General features: G+C 73.8%; 2 protein-coding genes and 1 pseudogene. 1 reads left to right on the top strand and 2 read right to left on the bottom strand.

Annotation, left to right across the window (positions count from 1 at the left end):
* Positions 1 to 246: 246 nt before the first annotated feature.
* Positions 247 to 1,734, bottom strand: coding sequence for an FAD-binding oxidoreductase (locus KBX39_RS25175; RefSeq protein WP_247660571.1), 1,488 nt, complete (start codon positions 1,732 to 1,734; stop codon positions 247 to 249).
* A 100-nt stretch (positions 1,735 to 1,834) separates the two neighbouring features.
* On the opposite strand from KBX39_RS25175, the gene KBX39_RS25170 reads away from it, so the two are divergent.
* Positions 1,835 to 3,928 carry a S9 family peptidase gene (locus KBX39_RS25170; RefSeq protein ID WP_210872826.1) on the top strand — a complete coding sequence of 698 codons (2,094 nt, stop codon included), beginning with the start codon at positions 1,835 to 1,837 and terminating at the stop codon, positions 3,926 to 3,928.
* A gap of 6 nt (positions 3,929 to 3,934) precedes the next feature.
* Here KBX39_RS25170 and KBX39_RS25165 read toward each other — a convergent pair.
* Positions 3,935 to 4,038: pseudogene (locus KBX39_RS25165) on the bottom strand (threonine/serine dehydratase); the annotation flags it as partial.

Here is a 4,038-nt window from a genome sequence, read left to right as displayed (position 1 = left end):
ATCAAGGAGTTTGGGGCCTGGGGAGGCGCGAACCGTGACACAAACTCCTTGATCACGACAGTGGTGGGGAGTGCGGGTTGTCGGTGGCGGGTGGGCGGCGCCAGCTCGCCGAAGTGGCGGCATCCGGCGCACGTGGACACAACCACCACCCCGAACTGGTGCCTGCCGCTGCCGCGCCCGCTGGGACGGGCGTCCAGTGTGGAGGCAGGTCGGGGTGCCGGGTGAGCAGGCCGAGGCGGGCCGGATTCAGAGACCACCGGGGAGGCGGCCGGGGGCCAGCCGGTGGTGCGGGTCCAGGTGGGCCTTGGCGCTGCGCAGGCGCGGCAACGCGGGCAGCTCGCCCCAGAGGTCCACGGCACGGCGCACCGCCGTCGGCGCGGCCACCACCACACACCGGCCCCGCCGGGCGATCAGTACGCTGCGGACGGCGGTGAGGATCGAGGCGACCCGCTCCGGCGGCAGCGCGCCGGGCAGGGCGGCGTGCACCGCGCCGCTGCCGGCCGAGCCGCGTACCGGCACGGGGGTGCCGGCGGCGTCGCGCAGCGCGTAGACGGCGGCGTGCAGGTCGTTGATCGGCACCTCGATGCGCAGCGCGGTGTCTCCGGGCGCGAAGGGATAGCGCCCCCACCACTCCGGCGCGTGGTGGCTGACCATCGCCGGGGCGCCGAGCACGGCGGTGAGCCGTTCGGCCCGCTCGGTCACGTCGGCCGGGCCGCCCTCCAGGAGCACCACCAGGTTGCCCGCCGCGGGCCGGCCGGTCACGGCCGGGTGATCGGGGCGGTTGATCACCGACGGGTGCGTGGCCGGAATCCGGCGACGGGGCAACGGCACCGGCACGGGCAGGTCCAGCTCGACGGCGGCCGGGCCGACGCCGGACGCCAGTACGGCACGGACCAGGTCGTGCACCTCCAGCGGGGTCCAGACCGGACGGGACACCCAGACCCGGCTCGCGGGCACGGCCTGCACCCGCATGGTGGCCGAGACCAGCACGCCGAGCCCGCCCTGCGAGCCGCAGAGCAGCCGTGCCACGTCCAGCCCGGGCATCCCACCCCGACCGAGGATCGCACCGCCACCACCGCGACCCGGACCTCCGTCGGCACCGGCACCGGCACCGGCTGCCGGAGCGCGTCCGCCCGGACGGCCACCGCCAACACCCGGGGCGGCCCGGCCGAACGCCTCCGTGCCGGACTCGCCGACGCTCACCAACTCGCCGTCGGCGTCGAGATAGCGCACGCCGATGAGCTGGGCGCACGGGCTGCCGTGCCGGTGCCGCAGCGGACCGGACTCGTCGGCGGCGAGCACCCCGCCGAGCGTCGCGCCCGGCGAGGGCGCGTCGACAGGCAGCCGCCGGTTGGTGCGCGCCAGCGTGGCCTGGACGGCGCGCAGCGGCGTACCGGCGCCGATCTCGGCCACCGCCGCGGCATGCGGCTCGTGCCAGACGCCGGCGAGGCGGCCGGTGTCGAGCATGATGTCCACCTGCGCTGGAGCGGCGCCCCAGTCGATCTTCGTGCCGGCGCCGCGGGGCACCACTGTCAGGTCGTACGCCGCGGCCAGCCGCAACACCTCGGCGGCGGCGTGCGGGCCGCCCGGCACGGCCACCCAGCGGGCGGTACGCCCGGCCACCTCGTCGGCCGGGCCGGCGAAGCGGGCGAACGGCGAACCACAGATCTCCGCCAGCTTCCGGGTGATGTCGAGGGCTCCGGGTCGGTTGGTGGAACGAGCTGCATCCGCCATGGCGCTTATCGTACACATGTTCGAAAGTCCTGGCGGCGAGTCGCCGGATTCGCGCGGCGGGCGGCCCCGGCGGCGGTCCGGCGCCCGGTAACGTGGCGCCGTGACCGAAACCCCACTGCCCGTCGCCAAGCGCGTCCCGACCGAGCGCGTCCATCACGGTGACACAGTCCTCGACGAGTACGCCTGGCTCGCCGCCAAGGACGACCCGGACACGATCGCCTACCTGGACGCCGAGAACGCGTACACCGAGGCGCGCACCGCCCACCTGGCCGAGTTGCGCGCGGAGCTGTTCGAGGAGACGCGCCGGCGCACCCAGGAGACCGACCTGTCGGTGCCGACCCGCAAGGACGGTCACTGGTACTACACCCGCACCGTCGAGGGGCAGCAGTACGGCGTGCACTGCCGCCGCGCGGTCCGCCCCGGCGAGACCGCGCCCCCGGTCAGCGCCGACGGCGCGCCGCTCGACGGCGAGGAGGTGCTGCTCGACGGCAACCAGCTCGCCGAGGGGCACGACTTCTTCTCGCTCGGCGCGTTCGACGTCAGCCCGGACGGCCGCTGGCTGGCCTACTCCACCGACTTCTCCGGCGACGAGCGTTTCACGCTGCGGATCAAGGACCTGACCACCGGCGAGTCGCTGCCGGACGAGGTGCCGGACACGTTCTACGGCACGGCGTGGTCGAGCGACGCCTCGACTCTGTTCTACGTGACGGTGGACGAGGCGTGGCGGCCGAACCGGGTCTGGCGGCACACCGTCGGCACGTCGTCCACCGAGGACGTGGTGGTCTACCAGGAGGACGACGAGCGGTTCTGGGTCGGCGTCGAGCTGACCCGCTCCGAGCGCTTCGTGGTGATCGACATCCACAGCAAGATCACCAGCGAGGTGCGGGTGGTCCCGGCCGCCAACCCGACCGGCGAGCCCGCCGTCGTGGCCCCGCGGCGTCAGGGCATCGAGTACGCGGTGGAGCACCACGGCCACCGCTTCCTGATCCTGCACAACGACGGCGCGGAGGACTTCGCGCTCGCGTACACCTCGGCGGACGCGCCGGGCGAGTGGACGCCGCTGATCCCGCACACGCCGGGCACCCGGCTGGAGGCGGTCGACGCGTTCGAGAACCACCTCGTGGTGTCGCTGCGCGCCAACGGGCTGACCGGTCTGCGGGTGCTGCCGGTCGGCAGCGACGACAGCTGGGACATCGACTTCCCCGAGCCGATCTACAGCGTCGGGCTGGACGCGAACCCGGAGTACCGCACGAACGAGGTACGGCTGCGCTACACCTCGCTCGTCACCCCGGACTCGGTCTACGACTACGACCTGGTGACCCGGGAGCTGACGCTGCGGCGGCAGAAGCCGGTACGCCCCGGGCCGGACGGGCGGCCGTACGACCCGGCCGACTACGAGCAGCACCGGGACTGGGCGCTCGCCGACGACGGCACCCGGGTACCGATCTCGCTGGTCTGCCGCCGGGACACCCCGCGCGACGGCTCGGCGCCCGCCGTCATCTACGGCTACGGGTCGTACGAGGCGAGCATGGACCCGTGGTTCTCGATCGCCCGGCTGAGCCTGCTCGACCGCGGCGTGATCTTCGCGGTGGCGCACATCCGGGGCGGCGGCGAGCTGGGCCGGCGCTGGTACGACGAGGGCAAGCTGCTGGCCAAGAAGAACACGTTCACCGATTTCGTGGCCTGCGCCCGGCACCTGGTGAAGGCGGGCTGGACGGCGAGCGACCGGCTGGTCGCCCGGGGCGCGTCGGCCGGTGGCCTGCTGATGGGCGCGGTGGCGAACCTCGCCCCGGACGCGTTCACCGGGATCGTCGCGCAGGTGCCGTTCGTGGACGCGCTCACCTCGATCCTCGACCCGTCGCTGCCGTTGACGGTCACCGAGTGGGAGGAGTGGGGCAACCCGCTGGACGACCCCGAGGTGTATGCGTACATGAAGTCGTACACGCCGTACGAGAATGTGACCGCCGCCGACTACCCGGCCATCCTGGCGGTGACCAGCCTCAACGACACTCGCGTGCTCTATCACGAGCCGGCCAAGTGGATCGCCCGGCTGCGCGCGCTCGCGCCGGCCGGCGACTACCTGCTCAAGACCGAGATGGGCGCGGGCCACGGCGGGCCGAGCGGTCGGTACGACTCGTGGCGTGAGGAGGCGTTCGTCAACGCCTGGATCCTGGACCGCGTCGGCCGCGCGTGACGGGGGTCAGGCGGCCAGTGCCGCGGTGAGCACCTGCGGGTCGGCGTTGCCGCCGGTCACGACCGCGACGGTACGGCCGGCCGGCAGCTCGCCACTGTGGAAGAGCCGGG

Source organism: Micromonospora sp. D75 (assembly GCF_018070405.1).
GTDB lineage: Bacteria > Actinomycetota > Actinomycetes > Mycobacteriales > Micromonosporaceae > Micromonospora > Micromonospora chalcea.
This window is presented reverse-complemented; position numbering and strand designations above follow the sequence as displayed.

Bases quoted from the DNA above. Each gene is read 5' to 3' on its own strand.
- KBX39_RS25175 (WP_247660571.1), bottom strand. From the start codon at position 1,734: ATGGCGGATGCAGCTCGTTCCACCAACCGACCCGGAGCCCTCGACATC.